Consider the following 20,966-nt stretch of genomic DNA (forward strand, 5'->3'; position numbering starts at 1 on the left):
GATCTGTTCTCATCATAATAGGTCTTTTGGGAGGCGTCTATTTTTTTGCTTGGAGAGCTCTGTTTTTTTCACTTCACTCATCCATTGAAGCACTGATTTCAATGCTTCGGGTCTACTATGATAAAGCGTGCAGGCTTCCTCTGCAGTCAACGTTGTTTCGCTGGTCACATGAATCGCAGCTGCCCACGCCGCTCCCGTTTGCCCAGACAGTTCTGCTTTAACAATCTCCGTATACCAGTCACACCACTTTGTAAGCAATTCACGCCATTGGGCTTCATTGTCCGCACAAGACGTTTCCAAGTATTGGGCCACTTCAAAAAAGAGCGCGTTCTTCTGTTGGTCGTTCTTATTCAATATTCGATTTGCTATCTCTTTGGCTGTCGAGTGTAGAGGATAGCGATCAAGATCTGTTTCCTCAAGCTGATTCACTTTTGCCAACAAATAAATCGAGTACAGCTGCTTAGCTGGTGAATCTACAGAAAACAACCCAATGATCGATTCCTGGACCGTCCCATCCCCGCCAAATGCTGATAAAGTTGGGCGAAGCCACGGTGGCTCTTGATCTAAAACCTCGTCTGCTCGACTGGCATGTGACCATACTTTTTGCGCAAGTGAGGTGCGACCAGTGTGAAATGCACATAAAGAAAACCAATAAAAAAACGTAACATCGCACGGATAAGAGCTACGATATAACGGATATAACTTGCGAAAACCTGCTTCGTGTTCCCCAAGAATGGCAAACGTTGCGCCAAGTTTGTATTGTACGTCGGGCAACAATGGGTAAACATTTCTGAGCTTAGCAACGACAGACGCCCGCTTTTCTTTATTACCCATATAGTGATAGAATACGGCAAAATTACAAATGGCGTGCAAATTCCCCGGACTTTGCTCAAGGACGTCGTTGAGTGTACGAAAAGCCTTAGCAATACTCCCTTGGTAAAAATAGGCGAGGGCGAGATTGTTATGCGCCGCCCAAAATGTTGGTTGCATTTGTATAATGTGCTTAAATTGCTGCTCCGCTTTTTCAAACAGACCTTTAGCAAGCCAATCTTTTGCCTCTTCCTGCATCATTAATATTGAATCTTCGTCCTCTAGCCAGTCATCGGACATGACAGCAATCAAATCTTGAGCTTCCTCATAAAAATCGCCATTCGGCTCTGCCTGCAAATATTTTTTTGTATAATAAACCGCATCGTCAAAGCGACCGAGATGCGCAAAATTGTTAGCGACAAGAAAATAAGCTTCTCCCATGCCTTCTTCATCCCGTTTAAGAAGAGGAATTAGCCATTCATTTGACTTTTCATATTGTCCTGATTCAGCAAGACAAAGACCGAGCTGTGATTGATAAAAAGCATCGTCAGGGCTTTTGGCAATCGCTCTCTTCAGCAGCTTCTCCGCCTTTTGAAACATTGAATGCTTGAGGGCTCTTGTAGCCATGTCGAAAAGCTGCTCACTACTCAGATCGAAGGGATATACAGAAGCTACCGACTTGCTGCTCGGATAGCTTTCATTCTTCGTTCCATCCCACACCTGATTTGACATCATCGAGCCTCTCCCTTCTTCTAGTAATCGTTGTCCAAAAGTCGAGTATATCATAGGATTCGCTTTTCTGATACTAGTTTATGAATGCTTTTAACATAGCCTATTTCCAGATCGTAAAATCAGACACGTTCTTATGCTGCATTGAATAATAAACACGATTCAGCGGCGGACCTTACGTTAATCATTATACGAAGAAATTCTGGAAGTAGGAAAACGACATCAGCATAAAGACTGCAAAATGAATTTGGTCGGTGGACCCCTCTTAGTTTCGTCACAACCTGCTAAAAGTTAAAGCTAAAGAAGGAAACCTTTTTATCGATCGAATCCGGCAAATCGCAGAATATGGTAAACGTCACTGTGCATTTGTCATTGTGGAAGGCATTTTGTAAAAAGACTATTACGGCGACATGCTTCACCACTTCATCCATTACTTTAACAATCATACAGCTACTTATTAATTTGATCTGATTTCTTCTGTACCATTACTGTGCTACAATGCCAGCCCGAAAGAATGCACTTGGAGAAACTGCTCTACGCGCTTTTGGGAAGCTAAACGATGTTCTGGAAACCATCTTGACGACCACATGTCACAGGGCGACATAGTGAACCTGATACTCAATCAACTCAATCTGTTAACACAGCCATCGTTTAAGTGTGTAATGTCCTCGTCTCGGTTGCATGCTTCCTCACCTGAAAGCTTATAACTACTGGACAAAATGCTCTCAAGATCACTGAACACGTAAAAACCCGGTCACCCTAACGATTAAAGGTGCCGGGTTTCCTGGCTTATTCTTCTGACGCTTTTTCTTCTTTCGGCTGACTTCGCTCATGCAGCACTCGAGCAACCTCTTGAATAGGAAGATCTTGTTCTTGCAGTAAGACGAATAAGTGATACAGCAAGTCTGCCGCTTCCCATTTTAACTCTTCAGCATCACGGTTTTTCGCGGCGATAATGACTTCTGCCGCTTCTTCACCGACTTTTTTAAGAATTTTATCAATGCCTTTTTCAAATAAGTAGGTCGTGTAAGCACCCTCGGGCATTTCTTTAAATCTCGCCGCAATCGTATTTTCTAACTGAGTGAGTACATCGCCTATCGGTACAATGACGCCTTGCTTGTGAAATAAAATATTTGTGAAACAAGAACGTGTGCCTAGATGACAAGCAGGACCTGCTGGGACGACTTTAATGACTAATGTGTCTGCATCGCAATCGAAGCGAATCTCCTGAACGGCCTGAACATTACCAGACGTCCCACCCTTGTGCCACAGCTCCTCTCTTGATCGAGAGTAAAACCACGTTTCTCCTGTCTGTAATGTTTTCTCCAAAGACTCCTTATTCATAAACGCGACCATTAAAACTTCGAGTGTATTTGCATCCTGAATGACTGTAGGAATCAGTCCTTGAGAGTTAAAGGTAAGCTGGTCAACATTCATCGAATAAGCACTCCTTTCTCACGTAAAAAGCGTTTCACTTCTTCAACAGAAGTTTCTCTGTAATGAAAGATGGAAGCTGCCAACGCTGCATCTGCTTTTCCATTTTCAAAAACGTCTAAAAAATGCTGTGCTGAGCCAGCACCACCTGAAGCAATGACCGGAATCGATACACTTTCACTGATTTGCCGCGTGAGCTCGATATGAAACCCATCTTTTGAGCCGTCCGCATCCATACTTGTTAATAAAATCTCGCCTGCGCCTCGTTCTTCAGCCTCTCTCGCCCAATCTAACGCGCGTCGCTCGGTCGGCTTCCGTCCGCCATGCGTGAATACATAAAAATCGTTTCGTTCTGCATCATAGCGTGCATCGATCGCTGTGACGATGCATTGTGCGCCAAAGTAATCTGATCCCTCATTAATGAGTTCTGGTCTGAGTAAAGCTGCCGTATTGACGGATACTTTATCAGCACCTGCCCGCAGAATTCGTTTCATATCCTCTAAGCTATTAATACCGCCACCAACGGTAAATGGTATGGCTAACGTCGCTGCCACTTCACGGACGACATCGACCATCGTCTCGCGTCCTTCATGGGAAGCCGATATATCTAAAAACACGAGCTCGTCGGCACCTTGCTCGTTGTAGAACGTCGCAAGCTCGACGGGATCACCTGCGTCTCGCAATGAAACAAATTGAACACCTTTGACGACACGGCCTTCCTTCACATCTAAACATGGGATAATTCGTTTCGTAATCATTGGCTTGTCACCTGCAATGCCTCAGTCAATGAAAAGCGACCATCATATAATGCTTTCCCTGTAATCGCACCCGACACCCCTTCTGCATATCTTTCTTTCAGTACGTTAAGGTCTTGTAACGAGCTGACGCCTCCGGAGGCAATCACAGACACCCCTGTTGCTTTCGCCAAAGCGATGACCTCTTCAACGTTCGGACCCGCCAATGTGCCGTCCTTTGCAATATCCGTATAGATAAATGTCTGCGCGCCTGCCTCAGATAACGCTTTGCCGAGGTCGACAGCTTGCACCTCTGATGTTTCCAGCCACCCTTGAGTAGCAACCATGCCGTTCCGCGCATCAATGCCGATGACGATTTTTTCACGATACGTTTCGAGCATGCGCTTCGTAAATACAGCATCTTTGACGGCAACACTCCCGAGGATTACCCGCTCGACTCCTAAGTTTAAGTACGTTTTAATCGCTTCTTCAGTGCGGATTCCGCCGCCCACTTGAATCCGTGCGCCAGAAGCTTTTACTGCCTCAGCAATCGCTTCATGATTCACAGGTTCACCAGCTTTAGCACCATCTAAATCGACCATGTGCACCCACGTAGCACCTTCCTCTACAAAAGAAGCCGCCATCGCTGAAGGAGATTCACCATAGACTGTTTCTTTATTATAATCGCCTTGGTAAAGACGAACGCAGCGTCCTTTTAAAATATCAATTGCCGGATAGATTGTAAAACTCATGCCTTCTTCCCCTCACCTTCCGTCTGCATCGCAAATGCACGTAAGATCTCCATTCCTGTAGCGCCGCTTTTTTCGGGATGGAACTGCGTACCCATCACATTGTTTTTCCCAACAACTGCCGGAACGTCGACATCATAAGCAGCCGTCGCCCACACTTCATTTGGATCTGTATCAGCGATGTAGTAAGAATGGACAAAATAAACGTGACCTTCTGGAACCCCTTGCAGTAATGGGGCGTCACCATTTGTATAGGATAGCCGGTTCCAGCCCATATGTGGAACTTTATAGCCCGTTCCGTCAGAAAAAGCGCCTGAAAATCGCTTTGCCTGGCCTTTTAATAGTCCCAAGCCACGGGTATTTCCCTTCTCCTCGCTTGCTTCGTATAAAAGCTGCATGCCTAAACAAATACCGAGCAAAGGGACACCAGCTTGCACCTGCTCAACAAGCCATTTGTCGAACCCGTTTTGCTGAAGGGCGGTCGCAGCGTCTTTAAAGGCGCCGACACCTGGTAATAGTAACCCCTTCGCATGCGCGAGTTCATCCGGATTTGCTGACAGGACATAATCGTACTCAAGACGTTCGAGCGCTTTACTAACACTAAACAAATTGCCCATGCCGTAATCGACGATACCGATCATTTTACAGCTTTCCTTTCGTAGAAGGAACGCCTTTAACTCTCGGATCAATCGCCACAGCTTCATCGATTGCACGAGCTAAGGCTTTAAAGGAAGCTTCAATCATATGGTGGGTAATCTTTCCATAGTGGATAATGACGTGAAGATTCATCCGTGCTTCAACAGCGAGCTTCCAAAAAAATTCATGGACCAGCTCCGTATCGAACGTACCGACTTTTTGTGCTGGAAATGTTCCCCGCATTTCTAAGTGCGGACGATTGCTGAGATCAACAACGACTTGCACCAAAGCATCATCCATCGGTACCCATGCCTGCCCATAGCGACGAATGCCTTTTTTGTCTCCAACCGCTTGCTTCAGCGCTTCCCCTAGACAAATACCGATGTCCTCTGTCGTATGATGGTCGTCAATGTCCACATCACCGTGCGCTTTCACCTTGAGATCAAAATGTCCGTGTCGAGCAAATAGATCGAGCATATGGCTCATAAAAGGGACGTTGACGTCAATATCAACCTGACCTTCTCCGTCCAATCCGAATTCAAGCGTAATATCCGTTTCGTTTGTTTTTCTCGAAATCTGTCCTGTCCGACCTGTCATGATTTTTCCTCCATTCTTACCTCAACCGCACGGGCATGCGCTTCAAGCTCCTCAAGCCTGGCGAACTCGGCGATTGAAGAAGCATTTGCTTGCAGTGCTTCTTCACTATAATGAATAATGCTCGTTCGTTTCATAAAATCTTCTACGCTTAACGGGCTAGAAAATCGCGCTGTCCCATTCGTCGGCAACACATGACTCGGACCAGCAAAATAATCGCCGACGCTTTCTGCGCTATAAGGACCGATGAAGATCGCCCCTGCATGGCGAATACGATCAAGACAGGCATAAGGGTCTTTAACCATGAGTTCTAAATGCTCAGGGGCAATTTTATTGATGGCCTGAACGACTTCATCAAGCGATTCAAGCACATACAACCCGCCATAGCTCTCCAATGAAGCGCGTGCCACACTCTCTCGAGGAAGCCTGCTCACTTGAGATTCTAATTCTTCCGCCACCTGAGTGGCAAAGGGCTCGCTCGTCGTTAGTAAAATCGCTGAGGCAAGTGGGTCATGCTCTGCCTGTGACAATAAATCCGCCGCCACGACACGAGGGCTAACCACTTGCTCATCCGCAGCAATGACAATTTCACTCGGACCGGCAAACATGTCTATATCAACATCGCCGTACACTTGTTTTTTCGCTGTCGCAACGTAGATGTTACCAGGGCCAACGATTTTATCCACCTTTGGCACGGACTCTGTCCCATATGCGAAGGCGGCAATCGCTTGCGCACCACCCATTTTATACACTTCATCGACACCTGCAACTGCACATGCCGCTAAAATGCCTTCATTCATTTGCCCCTCTGTATCGGGAGGCGAAGCGACGACTATGCGCTGGACACCCGCCACCTTTGCCGGGATCGCTGTCATTAATACGCTGGACGCTAACGGCGCACTCCCTGCCGGAATGTAGATGCCTACCGAGTCAATCGGCGTCTGCTTTTGCCCTAAAACAGCCCCTTGATCTGTCGTCATAAACCAATTTTTAGGGAGGGCCCGCTCATGATAGGCTCTAATATTTGCCGCTGCTTCCTCCATCACCTTCTTCATCTGAGTGTCCACATTTTGCGCGGCTTTTTTTTGTTCTGCTAAAGAACATTGGAGGTTCGCCTTTTCAAGCTCTACACCATCAAACGTTTTCGTGTACGAAAGGAGCGCCTCGTCGCCGCGCTCACGAATATCACGGACAATATTTGCGACTGTTTCAGCGACCGATCCGTCAGATGGATCAACGCGGCGTTCGATAGGCATCTGAGAGGCAGATGTGCGAATGGGTTGAATCATTTATGAGCCCTCCTTCTCGACAACAGTTTTTAACCGTTCCGTCAAATGACGAATCGCATCGTCTTTTAGGCGATAACTGACAGGGTTGACAATGAGCCTCGATGTTATATCACGTATGTGCTGCATTTCGACTAGGCCATTTTCTTTTAATGTTCTCCCGGTCGACACAATATCAACAATTCGCTCTGCTAAACCGACCATCGGTGCGAGCTCGATCGAACCATTTAACTTAATGATTTCCACTTGCTCACCTTGTTCGCGAAAAAATTCTGAAGCAATTCGTGGATATTTTGTCGCTATTTTGGGCGCAAATAAGTCAGGCGTTGCTCCAGGCAATCCTGCCACCGATAAATGGCAACGGCTGATAAGAAGGTCAAGGACTTCATATACATTTCGATTTTCTTCAAGCAATACATCTTTACCGGCAATCCCGACGTCCGCCACACCATGCTCGACGTACACAGGAACATCTGAAGGCTTTGCAAGGATGAAAGTCATATTCTCAGCAGGCGCTTTTGCAAGAAGTTTTCTCGACAGGTCAAAGTCTTCAGGCAGATCGTACCCTGCGCTTCTGAGCATTTCAATCGCCTCATTAAAGATCCGCCCTTTAGGCATCGCAATCGTTAGCGCACTCATCCCTGTTCCCCCTTACCTGTCGTATAATCGAGATCGATGTCATGATTCTCGCGAAACGTATCAATATCCTTTACCCCATTGATATCTTGAGTGACAACTGTGTCCCCTTCTAAACGAAGGGCATTTGCTCTTTGAATCGCTTCTGCTCGCGTCGCTTCATCAAATAGTATCGTTTTCGGCTTTGGCTCTTTCACATCCCCGGGAGCAATTGCCGCTAAACGATCGAGCCGCAGACCAAATCCGGTCGCTTCCGTATCGCGCTCAAATTTGCCCATAAGACCGTTATAACGTCCGCCATTACAGAGTACCGCGCCCATATTTTGTGCATAGCCTTCAAATAAAATCCCGGTGTAATAACTCATGTGGGACACGAGGCTGACGTCCATCTTCACGTATGATTCCAGCCCAGCCTCTTTCACATATTCAAATAATGTGTTCAACTCATGCAATGCTTTATGCGTCATCCCGTTAGATGCTAAGGCACTCGCTGCTTCAAACCAATTTTCATTTGCTCGTAAAGTGAGCACATTCCTAAGTTTTTCCTTAGCTGCATCACTACACGTCAATTGATCAATCATTTCTGTATATCCGACAAAGTTTTTATTGTACAAAAAGCGCATTAAGGATTCTGCGAGGTGGTCATCGTCAAGAAGTTCAGCAAATAACCCTTTTAAAAAGCCAATATGTCCAACAGTGACCGAAAATTCTTCGATGCCTGCCGATTTTAAGCAATGAATCATTAACGTTAACACTTCAGCATCGGCACTCAAGCTTCCATCACCAATCAGTTCGACACCGATTTGTTCAAATTCAGCCGGCTTGCCTCCTTCTTGCTCCTGAGCCCGAAACACATTGGCATCATAGGAGAGGCGTAAAGGATAATCCGTCTGTTTAAATCGTGAAGCTGCTATTCTTGCAATGGGCACGGTCATATCTGGTCTAAGGACGAGTGTATGCCCTTGCTGGTCAAGAAGTTTAAAAAGTTGTTGATCTGAAATGGCCGATTCAGCACCAACCGTTTCGTAGTATTCTAACGTTGGCGTTTGCACTTTACGATATCCCCAAGAACGAATCGACTGCGAAACTGTTTGGCGAATGCCCTGCTTTTTTTCGACAAGGGCAGGCAGCGTGTCGCGCATTCCGAGTGGTTTTTCAAACATAAACAAAGATGACATTTTTTCACCCCAACATCCTTAAAATCCTTTAGTTCGCTAATAAGCTAACAAATTGAAGTAATGTTAGTCTACATGCTCAATTGGTCTGTGTCAAGAAAGCTTGCTAGTCTTGACTATCTAAACGGGCAATGCAAGCCAGGCTGATGGCTAGCCAATATTGCACCTTATCTTCAAGTAGTGACGGCTCAATTTTCAATAGGTCATAGCCTCCTTTATCGAAATGCACCGCCTCATCTTCCGGAATGGCATCTCGATACATCCGCAACATTGAACCAGAGGGTCGGTCCACAGCAAAAACATCTCGGAAATGAACAGCCGTGAGCTCAGCCACTGGCGTACCCTCTTCTGTTTTCACTTGAAAATGAAATGTCTTGAACTGTCCATTTACAATGAATCGTTCACCTGAGGAAAAATAAATACGCCATGTAGGAGCGAGCCCTCCTTTTCTATGTAAATCAATCTCACCAGCGAAGTGTTTGATCTGAAAAGTTTCCGACAAAAATGGACGGAGACTAATGAGATTTGCAAATGTGTAAGCAAACTCTTTATAATGTGAGGTTTTAGTACGAAGTGTCGCTAATTTCGAACCATCCATTCGAAATAAATAATTCGTCATTTTCCAGCTTGGAAGGTGCTGGAGCAATAAACGAGGGGCGAGTCTTTCTTGTTCAGTATTTTCGCTGGCGTTTCTTTCTTGTTCAGCACCCTCGTCATTTTGACGGTAGTCGTGTTTCGCTTGATTCGTTTTTTCGTCATTTTCACAATTGGGATGTCTCTCTTGTTCATTGTTTTCATCATTTTGACGCTTGGCGAGCGCTCTCGTTTGTTCAGCAGTCGATTTTTTGCGCGCATAGTTCGCACTTAATACGAGAGCGATAACGCCGACTGCCCATTCAATTGTAAACAGCCAAGCATCTTCGTCAATATCCCACGAAAACAAGAGTGCTGCCGCCCAAAATAAAGCGCCAACGGTGAGTGCTGCCAACGCTATCCATGCGAGTCGGCGCGAAAGACGGGCATAATATACAGAACGGTCCAACATTCTTCCCCTTCCTCATCACAAAATTATTCATCTATCTTTAACCGCTTTCTCTCTTGAACGACAAAGAAGCAGGCTTGTAAAAACCCGCTTCTATTCTTTCTCTTTTTCTTCCTTTTTCGTAAGCTGTTGCATCGGATTCCCTCCTACGAAAGCGCCGGCAGGTACATCTTTATGTACGAGTGTGCCTGCTGAAATGACAGCACCGTCACCAATCGTTACCCCAGGAAGAATCGTTGTGTTTGCACCAATCATGACGTCACTACCGATCACAATATCCCCAAGACGATATTCAGTAATTAAATATTCGTGCGTCAGCATCGTCGTATTGTAGCCAATGACACAATTTCGACCGACAGTGATCCGTTCTGGATACAGAATATCCGGCACGACCATCACAGCGAAGGCGGTGTGATCGCCAATATTCATTTTTAAAAAAGTTCGATATAACCAATTTTTTAAGGAGAAAAATGGTGTATACCGCCCAATTTGAATAACGATAAAATTTTTAACGACCTTCCAAAATGAAATGGTTTTGTACAACTGCCACAGTGAATTCACTTTCTCGACGGGGTACCGTGTCGTTTTTCTACTCATCGTCTTCTGTCAGCGGTAATAAATCCGACATATGTTCCAACCAGTAATCGGGCTTTAAAGCTTTTAAAAACTCGTGATCTTTAATGCTCCACGATACACAAGCCGTTTTGACACCCGCACGTTGCCCAGCTTCAATGTCATGAGAATTATCACCGATCATGATCGTTTCTGCTGGAGAAGCCTGCAATTTTTCCATCGCTAATAACACAGGTTCTGGATCTGGTTTAGCTCGATTCACATCATCCAAAGCGATCACCACTGGAAAAAAAGAACGTAAACCCATGATCTCAAGTCCTCGGTATGCTGTGTCTTTCATTTTCGTCGTAACAACACCAAGCTTGATCCCCTGCCGATCAAGTGCCTCAACGGTTTCTTGGACACCTGCAAACGCCGTTACCATCGCATCATGGTTTGTTAAATTATGATCTCTATACATACCGACCATTTCCTCCGACAGGTCTTGATCAAGGTTTTCAAACGTTTCATACAATGGTGGACCGATAAACGGGAGAACATCTTTCCGTTTGTATTGCCCAGGATAATAATGGTCTAATGTGTGTAAAAATGAAGAGATGATTAAATCGTTCGTGTTGATGAGTGTGCCATCGAGATCAAACAAACATGTTTTAATGCTCATACGTCATTTCCTTTCTTTTTGCAACCGGTCGCGCACGGTTCCATATCGCTGCAACGACGATCGTTAATACAATGGCTGTGACGAGCCGAATGACTAACAACGGCCAAACTGGAATGCCTAAAGGAATAAAAATAAGTGTATCCTCAATCACCGCATGACAAGATACGAGGAATATCATGGCTAAATAGACATCCTTTTTCGACACGCCATCTTCTTTCACCGCTTGAATCATCACAGCCGAGCCAAACGCTAAGCCGAAAAGAAGACCTGATGCCAATGTCGTGGACGTATTGGGCGCCATTCCAAGTGCCTTTGTCGCAGGAGTCATCCAGCGGGAAAACCGATCGACCCAGCCATAATCCTTAAGCCCTTGAATGACAACCATTAAAGGGATAACGATCATCGCCAATTGTAAAATACCTAATGCCGCTTGCTCAAGCCCTAACAAACCGATCGACAGCCATCCTTCAGGATTTGCTCCTTCTTCACTGATTGACGATCCCGTACGCGCAAGACTTTGTCCCCCTGACCAAAAGTGGTGGATGAGAAATGCTGACACGAGAGCTAGGCCGATACGAACGGCATAGACAACCCATACCTTGACACCCACCCTGGAAGCAACCACACCTTCAATCAAAAGGTTATGGGAAAAAGAGAGCATGACGGCTAAAATAAACACTTCTTTCACCGTCAAACTTAAGCTTAAAATAGCCCCAATCGCCGCGTATAAATTTAAGAACTGTCCAAGAATCAGCGGGATGGCTGCTTCCCCAGAAAGTCCAATCCAGCCCATCAACGGCTGAATAAACTGGACAACCCACGGAAGCACTGGCGTATATTGCAAAACCGTCACAAGCAACGTTATAGGAAAAATAACCTTTCCTAATGACCACGTCGTCGACAGACCCGTCATAACCCCTTTTTTTAAGGTTGCCTTCACGGGCGCTACCCCCTAACGTCATCCAAGTAGCGTGGATTGTTTTTTAAAGTCATACGTCGATATACCCAAATGCTGATTGCACCGATAATTAAGACGATAGAAATAAATTGCGCTGTCCGCAGTTCACCAAACATATATAGACTGTCCGTACGCATACCTTCGATAAAATAACGCCCGAATGAATACCAAATGACATACGATAGAAAGAGTTCACCACGCTTTAAATTCACCTTGCGCAGCGAAAGTAGGATGGCAAAACCGAGGATATTCCAAACAGATTCATATAAAAATGTCGGATGATAGTATGTACCATTAATGTACATTTGATTAATGATCCAATCCGGAAGAAACAAGCCCTCTAAAAAGCTGCGCGTTACTTCTCCACCATGTGCTTCTTGGTTCATGAAATTACCCCAGCGCCCGATCGCCTGCCCAAGTATAATAGAAGGTGCCGCAATATCAGCGATTTTCCAAAACGAAATACCACGTTTTTTGCAAAAACAAGCGCAGTCAGCACAGAACCAATTAAAGCCCCGTGGATTGCAATACCTCCGTTCCAAATGGCAATGATTTCATTCGGATGCTGAGAATAATACTCCCATTCAAATATCACGTAATAAATCCGCGCAGAGATGATCGCGATCGGAATCGCAAACAAAAGCAAATCAGAAAACAGATTTTTATCCAAGCCTTGGCGGACGCTTTCGCGCGAAGCAATCCAAAGCCCAAGAATTGCACCGGCAGCAATAATCATGCCATACCAATGCACCTGAATAAAACCTAAATCTAACGCTACAGGATCGAGTGGCTGTATTGTACTAAGCATCAAATCTCCCCTTTAAAAATCTTCATGTACAGAGTCATCAATTACATCAGTTAGCTTTGCGGAGAATTGCTCAGCCGCATTAACCCCCATCCGTTTTAAACGGAAGTTCATTGCAGCCACTTCAATAATGACAGCTAAGTTACGACCAGGACGAACTGGAATCGTAAGCTTAGGAATATCAACATCAATGATCTTCATCGTTTCTTCTTCTAAACCGAGCCGATCATACACTTTGTTTTGATCCCATAGCTCTAAATTAATGACAATCGAGATTTTTTTATAATTGCGGATTGCTCCTGCACCAAACAACGTCATTACATTTATAATTCCGAGACCACGAATCTCTAGTAAATGTTGAATAAGATCTGGTGAACTACCAATTAGTGTTTCATCGTCCTCTTGACGAATTTCAACACAATCGTCGGCAACTAAGCGATGTCCTCGCTTTACAAGCTCCAGCGCTGTTTCACTTTTACCGACGCCGCTCTTCCCGATGATCAGTACACCTACACCGTATAAATCGGTGAGAACCCCATGGATCGCCGTTGAAGGAGCAAGCTTACTTTCTAAATAATTTGTCAGACGGCTTGACAAACGGGTCGTCTTCATCGGAGAACTTAAAATTGGCACATCATCTTTCTTCGATGCTTCAATCAGCTCTGGAGGAATTTCCATCTCTCTGGATACGATGATCCCTGGTGTAATATCAGTACAAAGCTTTTGCATGCGCACTTTTTTTTCCTGATCATCCAAACTATTGAAAAAAGACAGCTCTGTTTTCCCTAACAATTGAAGCCGTTCAGCTGGATAATGAGCAAAATAACCGGCCATTTCTAAACCTGGTCGGGAGATATCACTCGTCACAATCGGACGGTCTATACCTTCTTCTCCACTAACCAATTCTAATTGAAATTTTTCTACGACATCTTTCATGCGGACCTTAGGCATTTCATCCATCCCTTCTTTGCTCAATCTCTCCGTCAAAAAAACATCACCTTATTGTAGCATGGGCACCCTAGTGTAGCAATTTAGCCAGTCCGATATCTACAAAGCTGTCAAATATTGATTTCATGAACCTCTTTTAACTCATCATGAATCGCATGAGTAGCATTCCTCTTCTCAAAACAAAAAACACTCCTACGAAATGAGGAGTGCGAGTCGCATAAATAAGCTTTTTGTTTAGTACATCGTCAACCGCATGTATTTCATGTCAATTCGAAAGCATGCTAACGCCGCTCACGAAGACGATCTAAGATAAAGTTTTGAATGACTAAATTGGCAACTGAAATTAATACAGAGGCAATAACCGCAGTGAAAAAGCCGTCCAGCAAGAAGGAATCTCCCATTAGCTGAGCCGTCAAATAAAGCGTAATGGCATTAATCACAAACAGAAATAAGCCGAGGGTAATAATGGTGACTGGTAAAGTTAATATAATGAGAATTGGCTTAATAATGACGTTTAATACTGCCAAAATAAAGCTGGCAAGAAACGCAGCACCTACACTGCTGATCAAAATTCCGTCAAAATAACTGGACAATGCCATAAGCAACAACGCATTAATTAACCATTGGATAATCCAGCCCATAAAGGTAACCCCCACTTACAATTTTGACTTAGCTTACACGACTGTAGCAGCTGAAAAATGCCGCCTGTATCTCGTAGAGAATGATGATGGAGACGTTCTTGCTTCATCACGCCTCCATACATACGACAACTCACATATATCTCTCCTTGTCCTTCATATGAACCGTAATCCCTCCCGTTTTCGCCGTAGCTACGAGAAGCATAGGGCTATCCACATCCCCTTTTTCAAATACATAACGCTTCTTAACAACTTCTCGTACGTCTTTCGTAACACGAACATCGGGCAGGGTGACTTTTAAATCGCCAAAGGTTGACGCCAATTGTCCATGGACATTTGTATTTTCCGGAAGTCTGACGTCGATACTTCCACTTGTTGTATTCAGCTTCAATAGCTCAGCATCACTGTCTAGAGCGGCAGAGACACTACCATGGAAGCTTGAAGCAGTCAGCTTACGAAAAATGCCTCGACTTAAAATAGTGCCATTAACAGTTTCTAACTCTGCTTCGTTTACAGAACCTTCTACATGAACATGACCATTGACGGTTTCTACTTCAAGCTCTTCCATCCGCACGCTCTCCAACGTAATCGATCCGTTTGTGTTCTTCAGCTCACCACGTTTGCTAACCATACCATTCCCGTTAAAAGAGCCATTAAACATTTCACAATCAAACTGTTCCATCTGTTGAAAAGGAATGACAAGCTTGCACTCGGCTTTAATTGTCTTTTCTTCAAGACGAAACTTAAACGTCTCATCATTAAATTCTGTAAATGCCTTCTGCAAGAAGTGACGTTTCGCTTGTTCTTTATATTCGACTTGATACACTTTAGCATAACATTCCAAACGAATTTCTGGTACATCCGCCGCAACAATTTCAATATCTCCATTATATAAATAAAGGTCGGCTTTCTTCACATGGGCATCTTGAAATAGATACGTATGATGTACTTCTTCAAAATGTCCAAAGTTTAAATCAAGGTCGGCTCGGCGAATTTTATCAATTGCTCCGCCGATAAAATCAGACCATTTTGCCTTACGGATAGACTCTTTATCGGTCTTATTCCCCGTCTCATCGTCATCTACTAAATGGACATTTGTCGATAACCCATACTCTTGTTCCGGTTGTGGCTGTTTTTCAGCTGAAGACTCTTGTTTAAGCGGTTTTTCAACTGTATTTGAAGGATTTTCTTCTTCGGCTTCTAACAAGATTAGAGCTTCATCAATCGTTAATTTACCCTCCTTCACTCTTTGGAGGATCTCCTTACGCTGCGTCGTACTCAACAGAACCACTCTCCTGTTCATCACCAATTCTCATAGACGTCCGTCTACTGCAAAACGCCGTTGATACGTTTATCGTATAATGGAATGATTGTTGGCCGCATCCGTCTCTAGACCGAGCGATCATCGAAGCTGTTAAAAAGTCGCCTCCGCTAATTGCTCCATCATCCGCTTTTGATCACGTTCAAGAATAGGACCTAAATATTTTCCTGTATGAGAAGCTGTTACTTGGGCAATGTCCTCAGGGGTTCCTGTCGCCACGATCGTGCCACCCCCATCCCCGCCTTCTGGTCCAAGATCAATAATATGGTCGGCTGTTTTGATGACATCTAAATTATGTTCGATGACGAGCACCGTATCTCCATTATCAGCGAGCCTTTGTAGTACAGACAGTAACCGTGATATATCATCCACATGAAGACCTGTCGTCGGCTCATCTAATATATAGAGAGAACGTCCTGTCGAACGGCGGTGTAGCTCAGAAGCTAACTTCACCCGCTGTGCTTCTCCACCAGACAGCGTCGTCGCTGGCTGTCCTAGCGTAATATAGCCAAGACCTACATCCGCAATTGTCTGTAGTTTCCGCTTAATTTTCGGGATGTTACTAAAGAATTCCAACGCATCATCGACGGTCATAGCTAAGACATCGGCAATGTTTTTTCCTTTATATTGCACGTCGAGCGTTTCCCGATTATACCTTTGCCCCCGACACACTTCACAAGGGACGTAAACGTCTGGCAAAAAGTGCATTTCAATTTTAATAATCCCATCGCCCCGGCAAGCTTCACAACGCCCACCCTTGACATTAAAACTAAATCGTCCCTTTTTATATCCTCGCACTTTAGCTTCGTTTGTAGACGCAAACACGTCACGGATATCATCAAACACGCCTGTATACGTCGCCGGGTTGGAACGAGGCGTTCTGCCAATTGGCGACTGATCGATATCGATGACCTTGTCAAGCTCTTCCAGTCCTTCCATCGTTGTAAATGCCCCTGGCTTCACTTTGCTTCGATGCAGCTTTTGCGCTATGTTTTTATAGAGAACTTCATTGACGAGCGTACTTTTACCCGAACCACTGACCCCTGTGACGCAAATAAACAGACCGAGCGGGAATGACGCCTTTACATTTTTTAAGTTGTTCTCCGACGCGCCTTTGACCGTAATGGCACGCTCAGTAAGCGCTCGACGCCTTGCTGGCACAGGAATAAACTTTTTGCCTGATAAATATTGTCCCGTCAAGGAGTTTGACGCTTTCATGACATCTTCAGGACTACCACTCGTGATGATTTCTCCGCCATGCACCCCCGCCCCTGGGCCAATATCGATTAAGTGATCTGCAGCGAGCATCGTATCTTCATCGTGTTCTACGACAATCAGTGTATTCCCTAAATCCCTCATCGATTTTAAGGTTGCTATTAAACGATCATTGTCCCGTTGATGCAAGCCTATCGACGGCTCGTCAAGAATGTATAGGACCCCTGATAGCCTCGACCCGATTTGCGTCGCCAAACGAATCCGCTGCGCCTCACCACCAGATAATGTCCCCGCGGATCGACTGAGCGATAAGTAGTCTAGTCCAACATTGACGAGAAAACTGAGACGCTCTTTGATTTCACGAAGAATAAGCTGACCAATCCGCAATTCTTTTTCCGTTAAATCGAGCTGCTCAACCCATGCATAACCATCATTTACTGATAACTTGGTAATTTCTCCGATATGTTTTTCATTTATTTTTACCGCTAATGCTTCTTTTTTAAGACGATGCCCCTTACAAGTTGGACACGCCTTTTGGGACATATATTTTTCCATTTGCTCGCGTACATAATCAGAGCTCGTTTCACGGTATCGCCGTTCTACATTTTTTAGCACGCCTTCAAATTGGATGTATTGCTCACGCACACGTCCAAAGTCATTTTCATAACGAAAATAGATTTTTTCTTTGCCGCTTCCATTTAATAATATGTCCATTTCTTTTTCGGAAAGCTCTTTTACCGGTGCATCCATTGGAATTCCATAATGATCACAAACACTCTTTAAAAGCTCAGGATAGTATTGTGAACTCGTCGGCTCCCATACACTGATCGCGTGCTCTTTCAAACTTAACGAACGATCTGGAATGATGAGATCTACGTCGACCTCGAGCTTTTGTCCAAGACCGTCACAAGACGGACAAGCACCAAAAGGAGAATTAAATGAAAAAAGACGTGGCTCAAGCTCTCCTACAGAAAAACCACAGATCGGGCAGGCGTGATTTTCACTAAAGAGGAGCTCCTCGCCATCGATGACATCGATCATGACCTGCCCTTCGCCTAAACGAAGTGCCGTTTCTAATGAATCTGCCAGTCTTGAAGCGACCCCTTCTTTAATAACAACGCGGTCAACGACAACTTCGATATCATGCTTCTTATTTTTTTCGAGCTGAATATCATCATTAATGTCACGTAGCTCTTTATCTACACGAACACGGACGTAGCCTTGCTTTTTTATGTCTTCAAGTGTTTTGACATGCGTACCCTTTCGACCAGAAACGACGGGCGCAAGGATTTGCATCTTCGTCCGTTCTTCGTAGCTCAGCATTCGATCGACCATCTGCTCAATCGTTTGTGACGTTATTTCTGCCCCATGCTTTGGACAAACAGGCTTCCCAATACGGGCAAATAATAAGCGCAGGTAATCATAGATTTCAGTGACTGTTCCGACTGTGGAACGCGGATTTCTGCTCGTCGTTTTTTGGTCAATTGAAATTGCTGGAGATAACCCCTCAATAGAGTCGACGTCGGGCTTATCCATTTGTCCTAAGAACTGCCGAGCGTACGCGGATAATGATTCGACGTACCGGCGTTGTCCCTCTGCATATATCGTATCAAAAGCAAGAGAAGATTTTCCCGATCCGGATAAACCGGTCATTACAACGAGCTGATCTCTCGGAATTGTGACATTTAGATTTTTCAAATTGTGGGCGCGTGCACCTTGAATTACGATCTTATCAGTTGCCATTCTTTTCATCCTTCCGCTTTCAATTCGAGGACGGCATCCCTTAACTGAGCTGCTTTTTCAAAATCAAGGGCCTTCGCTGCTTCTTTCATTTCTGTTTCAAGTTGCGTAATTAGCTTGTCTTTTTCTTTCTTTGACAATTGATTTGCTTCCTTGTCAGCAAAGTATGTTGTCTCTTCCTCCGCTACCGACGTCGCTTGAATGAGACCGCGAATGTCTTTTTTAATGGTTTGTGGTGTAATCCCATGAACCTTATTGTATTCTTCTTGAATTTCACGCCTGCGTTTTGTTTCTTCTATTGCGACCGACATCGCTTCTGTGATCGTATCAGCATACATAATAACGTGACCATTTGCATTCCGCGCAGCTCTCCCCATCGTCTGAATCAATGAGCGCTCCGAGCGAAGAAAGCCTTGTTTATCTGCATCGAGAATCGCGACGAGGGATACTTCTGGGATATCAAGCCCCTCCCTAAGTAAGTTAATCCCAACGAGCACATCATATTTGCCAGCACGAAGATCACGGATGATCTCAATTCTTTCTAACGTTTTGATCTCCGAATGAAGATAGGAAACTTGTACACCGACTTCTTTTAAATAATCGGTTAGATCTTCTGACATTTTTTTCGTCAGCGTCGTAATGAGTACCCGCTCATTCTGTTCCACTCTCTGCCTAATTTCTGATAGCAAATCGTCAATTTGACCTTCAATTTGGCGCACAGATACCGTCGGATCTAACAAACCGGTCGGACGGATGATTTGTTCAATAACCCCTGGTGAATGCTCATATTCATACGATCCAGGCGTGGCAGATACATATACGAGCTGGTTTGCTTTTTGCTCAAACTCGGAAAATTGGAGAGGCCTGTTATCCAACGCAGAAGGCAGTCGAAAGCCGTGGTCGACGAGCACTTGCTTCCTTGCCCGGTCTCCATTAAACATGCCGCGGACTTGGGGTAACGTCACATGTGACTCATCGATCATGATGAGAAAATCCTCTGGAAAATAATCGAGTAATGTATACGGGGTGGACCCTGCCTCACGCAACGTTAAATGACGTGAGTAGTTCTCAATGCCAGAACAAAAGCCCATTTCGCGCATCATTTCAAGGTCATAATTGGTGCGCTGCTCAAGGCGCTGGGCTTCAAGAAGCTTGCCTTCCTCATTCAACTTGTGCAGCTGCTCTTTAAGCTCTGCCTCAATTCGTTCGATTGCTAATTTCATCTTTTCTTCCCGAGTGACGAAGTGAGAAGCGGGGAAAATAGCGACGTGCTCGCGCTCACCAATGATTTCGCCAGTCAGAGCATCGACCTCGCGGATCCGATCAATTTCATCGCCAAAGAATTCTACACGGAGACAATGCTCATCTCTTGAGGCAGGAAATACCTCAACGACGTCACCCCGGACACGAAACGTCCCCCTTTGAAAATCAATATCGTTACGGTGATATTGAATGTCAACAAACCGGCGAAGGAGTTGATCCCGTTCAATGGTTTGGCCGACACGAAGAGAGCAAACCATCTCTTTATATTCTTCTGGTGAACCGAGTCCATAAATACACGACACACTCGCAACGATAATAACGTCCCGGCGTTCAAACAAAGCACTCGTTGCCGAATGTCGTAATTTATCAATTTCATCATTTATACTTGCATCTTTTTCAATGAATGTATCCGTTTGAGGCACATATGCTTCCGGTTGGTAATAATCATAATAGCTGACAAAATATTCAACCGCATTATTAGGGAAATACTCTTTGAACTCGCTGTAAAGCTGGCCCGCCAAAGTCTTATTATGCGCGATAACGAGCGTTGGCTTATTCACTTGCTGGATGACATTCGACATCGTAAACGTTTTCCCTGTTCCCGTCGCTCCTAGCAAAGTCTGGTGACGCTCCCCTTGCAAAATTCCGTTTGAGAGCTGTTCAATGGCCTTCGGCTGATCTCCCTCTGGACTATACTTTGATACAACTTGAAGCTGTTCCATTGTATTTCCCTCCCTTACATATCATTCGTAAGTAATTGTATCACATTTCCGGTTAAAGTCACGCAAAAATCGAACGGACATTCGTATATTCATTGCCACACAAACGGTCTTTCCATAGAGGAAAAGACTTCCTCTTTCCAACAATATAATGCCCTTATTTGCGTAAGCTAAAACAGAGCCCTCTCCTTGCCTAAGAAAGACATTGGTCAAGTCCCCCCATGTCATTAGTTCAATTTCACTCCTATTTGATTCATTAAAAAAAGCTGCCAGCACACGATGCCCGCAGCGTAGAGTGTA

The 20,966-nt window shown here is 44.7% G+C and carries 19 protein-coding genes and 1 pseudogene; all 20 read right to left on the bottom strand.

All coding sequences use genetic code 11. The features are described from left to right. Positions 1 to 12: 12 nt before the first annotated feature. The 20 genes and pseudogenes from G4V62_RS10320 to uvrB all read right to left on the bottom strand — a co-directional run bounded on the left by G4V62_RS10320 (position 13) and on the right by uvrB (position 20,669). Entirely contained in the window at positions 13 to 1,542 is a 1,530-nt protein-coding gene (locus G4V62_RS10320) for a tetratricopeptide repeat protein (RefSeq protein ID WP_165201897.1), read from the bottom strand. A gap of 786 nt (positions 1,543 to 2,328) precedes the next feature. Beyond that, the gene (gene hisIE / locus G4V62_RS10325; protein ID WP_165201899.1) at positions 2,329 to 2,976 is read right to left on the bottom strand and encodes a bifunctional phosphoribosyl-AMP cyclohydrolase/phosphoribosyl-ATP diphosphatase HisIE; all 648 of its coding nucleotides are present in this window, start codon (positions 2,974 to 2,976) and stop codon (positions 2,329 to 2,331) included. After that, positions 2,973 to 3,731, bottom strand: a complete 759-nt coding sequence (gene hisF / locus G4V62_RS10330; RefSeq protein WP_165201901.1) for an imidazole glycerol phosphate synthase subunit HisF — start codon at positions 3,729 to 3,731, stop codon at positions 2,973 to 2,975. The genes hisIE and hisF overlap by 4 nt, the downstream gene beginning before the upstream one ends. After that, positions 3,728 to 4,459, bottom strand: coding sequence for a 1-(5-phosphoribosyl)-5-[(5-phosphoribosylamino)methylideneamino]imidazole-4-carboxamide isomerase (gene hisA / locus G4V62_RS10335; protein WP_165201903.1), 732 nt, complete (start codon positions 4,457 to 4,459; stop codon positions 3,728 to 3,730). Before hisA ends, hisF begins: the two co-directional genes overlap by 4 nt. After that, positions 4,456 to 5,097, bottom strand: a complete 642-nt coding sequence (gene hisH / locus G4V62_RS10340; protein ID WP_165201905.1) for an imidazole glycerol phosphate synthase subunit HisH — start codon at positions 5,095 to 5,097, stop codon at positions 4,456 to 4,458. The genes hisA and hisH overlap by 4 nt, the downstream gene beginning before the upstream one ends. A 1-nt stretch (position 5,098) precedes the next feature. After that, the gene (hisB, locus tag G4V62_RS10345) at positions 5,099 to 5,689 is read right to left on the bottom strand and encodes an imidazoleglycerol-phosphate dehydratase HisB (RefSeq protein ID WP_165201907.1); all 591 of its coding nucleotides are present in this window, start codon (positions 5,687 to 5,689) and stop codon (positions 5,099 to 5,101) included. Beyond that, positions 5,686 to 6,975 (bottom strand): histidinol dehydrogenase, encoded by a 1,290-nt coding sequence (gene hisD, locus G4V62_RS10350; RefSeq protein ID WP_165201909.1) that lies wholly within the window; start codon positions 6,973 to 6,975, stop codon positions 5,686 to 5,688. The genes hisB and hisD overlap by 4 nt, the downstream gene beginning before the upstream one ends. Beyond that, positions 6,976 to 7,611: an ATP phosphoribosyltransferase gene (hisG, locus tag G4V62_RS10355; protein WP_165201911.1), complete on the bottom strand. Its 636-nt coding sequence runs from the start codon at positions 7,609 to 7,611 to the stop codon at positions 6,976 to 6,978. Next, positions 7,608 to 8,786: an ATP phosphoribosyltransferase regulatory subunit gene (locus tag G4V62_RS10360; RefSeq protein WP_246218377.1), complete on the bottom strand. Its 1,179-nt coding sequence runs from the start codon at positions 8,784 to 8,786 to the stop codon at positions 7,608 to 7,610. The genes hisG and G4V62_RS10360 overlap by 4 nt, the downstream gene beginning before the upstream one ends. Before the next feature lie 103 nt (positions 8,787 to 8,889). Next, a complete protein-coding gene (locus G4V62_RS10365; protein WP_212508742.1) occupies positions 8,890 to 9,828 on the bottom strand; it encodes a hypothetical protein in 939 nt (312 codons plus the stop codon). A 90-nt stretch (positions 9,829 to 9,918) separates the two neighbouring features. Next, positions 9,919 to 10,422 carry an acyltransferase gene (locus tag G4V62_RS10370; RefSeq protein WP_165201915.1) on the bottom strand — a complete coding sequence of 168 codons (504 nt, stop codon included), beginning with the start codon at positions 10,420 to 10,422 and terminating at the stop codon, positions 9,919 to 9,921. Next, on the bottom strand, positions 10,415 to 11,059 hold the full coding sequence (ppaX, locus tag G4V62_RS10375; protein WP_165201917.1) for a pyrophosphatase PpaX: 645 nt from the start codon (positions 11,057 to 11,059) through the stop codon (positions 10,415 to 10,417). The genes G4V62_RS10370 and ppaX overlap by 8 nt, the downstream gene beginning before the upstream one ends. Then, complete coding sequence (locus G4V62_RS10380) at positions 11,049 to 11,972, bottom strand: nucleoside recognition domain-containing protein (RefSeq protein WP_165201961.1); 924 nt, start codon at positions 11,970 to 11,972, stop codon at positions 11,049 to 11,051. Before G4V62_RS10380 ends, ppaX begins: the two co-directional genes overlap by 11 nt. 32 nt (positions 11,973 to 12,004) lie before the next feature. Further along, positions 12,005 to 12,825 (bottom strand): annotated as a pseudogene (lgt, locus tag G4V62_RS10385) (prolipoprotein diacylglyceryl transferase). Between the two features lie 12 nt (positions 12,826 to 12,837). Next, positions 12,838 to 13,773: an HPr(Ser) kinase/phosphatase gene (gene hprK, locus G4V62_RS10390; RefSeq protein ID WP_165201963.1), complete on the bottom strand. Its 936-nt coding sequence runs from the start codon at positions 13,771 to 13,773 to the stop codon at positions 12,838 to 12,840. A gap of 278 nt (positions 13,774 to 14,051) precedes the next feature. Then, complete coding sequence (locus G4V62_RS10395) at positions 14,052 to 14,411, bottom strand: phage holin family protein (protein WP_165201921.1); 360 nt, start codon at positions 14,409 to 14,411, stop codon at positions 14,052 to 14,054. After that, entirely contained in the window at positions 14,387 to 14,545 is a 159-nt protein-coding gene (locus tag G4V62_RS10400) for a hypothetical protein (protein WP_165201923.1), read from the bottom strand. The genes G4V62_RS10395 and G4V62_RS10400 overlap by 25 nt, the downstream gene beginning before the upstream one ends. Beyond that, on the bottom strand, positions 14,542 to 15,690 hold the full coding sequence (locus G4V62_RS10405) for a DUF4097 family beta strand repeat-containing protein (protein ID WP_165201925.1): 1,149 nt from the start codon (positions 15,688 to 15,690) through the stop codon (positions 14,542 to 14,544). Before G4V62_RS10405 ends, G4V62_RS10400 begins: the two co-directional genes overlap by 4 nt. Positions 15,691 to 15,822: 132 nt before the next feature. After that, the gene (gene uvrA, locus G4V62_RS10410; protein WP_165201927.1) at positions 15,823 to 18,687 is read right to left on the bottom strand and encodes an excinuclease ABC subunit UvrA; all 2,865 of its coding nucleotides are present in this window, start codon (positions 18,685 to 18,687) and stop codon (positions 15,823 to 15,825) included. A 5-nt stretch (positions 18,688 to 18,692) separates the two neighbouring features. Then, entirely contained in the window at positions 18,693 to 20,669 is a 1,977-nt protein-coding gene (uvrB, locus tag G4V62_RS10415; protein WP_165201929.1) for an excinuclease ABC subunit UvrB, read from the bottom strand. Between the last annotated feature and the right edge of the window lie 297 nt (positions 20,670 to 20,966).

It is taken from the genome of Litoribacterium kuwaitense (assembly GCF_011058155.1).
GTDB lineage: Bacteria > Bacillota > Bacilli > Bacillales > DSM-28697 > Litoribacterium > Litoribacterium kuwaitense.

Excerpts from the sequence above, each read along its gene's own strand:
- G4V62_RS10360 (WP_246218377.1), bottom strand. The coding sequence starts at position 8,786 with ATGTCATCTTTGTTTATGTTTGAAAAACCACTCGGAATGCGCGACACG.
- G4V62_RS10370 (WP_165201915.1), bottom strand. The coding sequence starts at position 10,422 with ATGAGTAGAAAAACGACACGGTACCCCGTCGAGAAAGTGAATTCACTG.
- uvrB (WP_165201929.1), bottom strand. The coding sequence starts at position 20,669 with ATGGAACAGCTTCAAGTTGTATCAAAGTATAGTCCAGAGGGAGATCAG.
- hisD (WP_165201909.1), bottom strand. The coding sequence starts at position 6,975 with ATGATTCAACCCATTCGCACATCTGCCTCTCAGATGCCTATCGAACGC.
- hisH (WP_165201905.1), bottom strand. The coding sequence starts at position 5,097 with ATGATCGGTATCGTCGATTACGGCATGGGCAATTTGTTTAGTGTTAGT.
- hisA (WP_165201903.1), bottom strand. The coding sequence starts at position 4,459 with ATGAGTTTTACAATCTATCCGGCAATTGATATTTTAAAAGGACGCTGC.
- hisF (WP_165201901.1), bottom strand. The coding sequence starts at position 3,731 with ATGATTACGAAACGAATTATCCCATGTTTAGATGTGAAGGAAGGCCGT.
- hisG (WP_165201911.1), bottom strand. The coding sequence starts at position 7,611 with ATGAGTGCGCTAACGATTGCGATGCCTAAAGGGCGGATCTTTAATGAG.
- hisB (WP_165201907.1), bottom strand. The coding sequence starts at position 5,689 with ATGACAGGTCGGACAGGACAGATTTCGAGAAAAACAAACGAAACGGAT.
- ppaX (WP_165201917.1), bottom strand. The coding sequence starts at position 11,059 with ATGAGCATTAAAACATGTTTGTTTGATCTCGATGGCACACTCATCAAC.
- hprK (WP_165201963.1), bottom strand. The coding sequence starts at position 13,773 with ATGCCTAAGGTCCGCATGAAAGATGTCGTAGAAAAATTTCAATTAGAA.
- hisIE (WP_165201899.1), bottom strand. The coding sequence starts at position 2,976 with ATGAATGTTGACCAGCTTACCTTTAACTCTCAAGGACTGATTCCTACA.
- uvrA (WP_165201927.1), bottom strand. The coding sequence starts at position 18,687 with ATGGCAACTGATAAGATCGTAATTCAAGGTGCACGCGCCCACAATTTG.
- G4V62_RS10380 (WP_165201961.1), bottom strand. The coding sequence starts at position 11,972 with ATGACGGGTCTGTCGACGACGTGGTCATTAGGAAAGGTTATTTTTCCT.
- G4V62_RS10365 (WP_212508742.1), bottom strand. The coding sequence starts at position 9,828 with ATGTTGGACCGTTCTGTATATTATGCCCGTCTTTCGCGCCGACTCGCA.
- G4V62_RS10395 (WP_165201921.1), bottom strand. The coding sequence starts at position 14,411 with ATGGGCTGGATTATCCAATGGTTAATTAATGCGTTGTTGCTTATGGCA.
- G4V62_RS10320 (WP_165201897.1), bottom strand. The coding sequence starts at position 1,542 with ATGTCAAATCAGGTGTGGGATGGAACGAAGAATGAAAGCTATCCGAGC.